The sequence below is a fragment of the Rahnella sp. P4_A8 genome (assembly GCF_056402435.1).
The window spans coordinates 1-1,237 of record NZ_JBFUHK010000250.1 but is presented as its reverse complement, the minus strand read 5'-3'; the positions used below and the strand labels follow the sequence as shown (position 1 = coordinate 1,237).

The following is a 1,237-nucleotide window of genomic DNA, read 5'->3' as shown; positions in this document are numbered from 1 at the left end:
GTGCAGTATCAGGGCAAAAATGGCAGTGCGACTGAATCTAACAATGGCCGCGATGTCCTGGCGCAGAATGGTGACGGCTACGGCATGTCCCTGACATATGATCTGGGCGAAGGTTTCAGCGCAGCAGCAGCGATGATGGCGTCTGACCGTACCAGCGAACAAAATGGCCGTAACAATCCGGCAATCATTGGTAACGGTGATAAGGCAACGGCTTACAGCGGCGGCCTGAAATACGACGCAAACAATATCTATCTGGCAGCGATGTACACCCAGAGCTACAACGCCAACCGTTTCGGTAAAGCGGGCAGCACGGCTTACGGTTACGCGGATAAAGCACAAAACTTTGAAGCCGTTGCACAGTACCAGTTCGATTTTGGTCTGCGTCCTTCGATTGCGTATGTACAATCACATGCCCGAAATGTTCCGGGTTACAGCAACCAGAACCTGACTAAATATGTTGATGTAGGCGCGTCATACTTCTTCAACAAAAACATGCTCACCTACGTTGATTATAAAATCAATCTGATGGATGACACCCGCCTGACCCGCGACGCCGGCATCAATACCGATGACATTGTAGCCGTCGGTCTGGTTTATCAGTTCTGATAAGCCGGCGCGCTCCTGTTAGTTTCAGGAACCGCGAGCCATGTGTCTGATTCCCCTGCCAGTTGGCAGGGGATGACTCACTGATTTTTCCTTCTTTCCTCATCCTTCCCACTCAGGCATCATGGCGCAACATTCAATGCATTACTGCTGATGAGGCCAGGATGACCGACTACGCCACCCCTAATCTTCCTTCCCGTAATTTCGAAGAAACCCAGTGCTTTTATGGCAGCTTTGGATTCATCACTACTTACGTTGATGACGGCTGGCTGATCATGACCCGCGGAACCCTTACGCTGGAATTCTTCCTGCACACGGATCTCGACCCGCTCACCAGCTGGTTCAGCTGCTGCCTGCGCGTCGATGACGCCGATGCACTTTTTGATGCGTTTATGGCGGCAGGAATCGGGCAGGATAAAAAATCCCATCCGTGCATTCATCTGCCAAAAATGCAGCCATTCGGGCTGAGAATGGGCGCAATGATCGATATCGACGGCACGCTGGTGCGGGTGATTGAGAATGAGAAATAAGCGCTGAAACACGTTCTGATGCTCTTCAACTCACGTTAAATTTTCGCTATGTTATTGAAGTGAATATGATTGAGGAGATGAAAACGTGATAGTTAGAACATGGC

Annotated in this window: 2 protein-coding genes; both read left to right on the top strand. The window is 50.4% G+C overall.

Annotated elements, in window-relative coordinates:
• A partial coding sequence (locus tag AC1DUO_RS25165; RefSeq protein ID WP_477989412.1) for a porin occupies positions 1-606 on the top strand: 606 nt, incomplete at its 5' end.
• 161 nt (positions 607-767) lie between these two features.
• Positions 768-1,133 (top strand): bleomycin resistance protein, encoded by a 366-nt coding sequence (locus AC1DUO_RS25160; RefSeq protein WP_013575867.1) that lies wholly within the window; start codon positions 768-770, stop codon positions 1,131-1,133.
• Positions 1,134-1,237 lie beyond the last annotated feature (104 nt).

What these genes read in the sequence shown, in the direction of transcription:
- AC1DUO_RS25160 (WP_013575867.1), top strand. Translation starts at nt 768, where the DNA reads ATGACCGACTACGCCACCCCTAATCTTCCTTCCCGTAATTTCGAAGAA.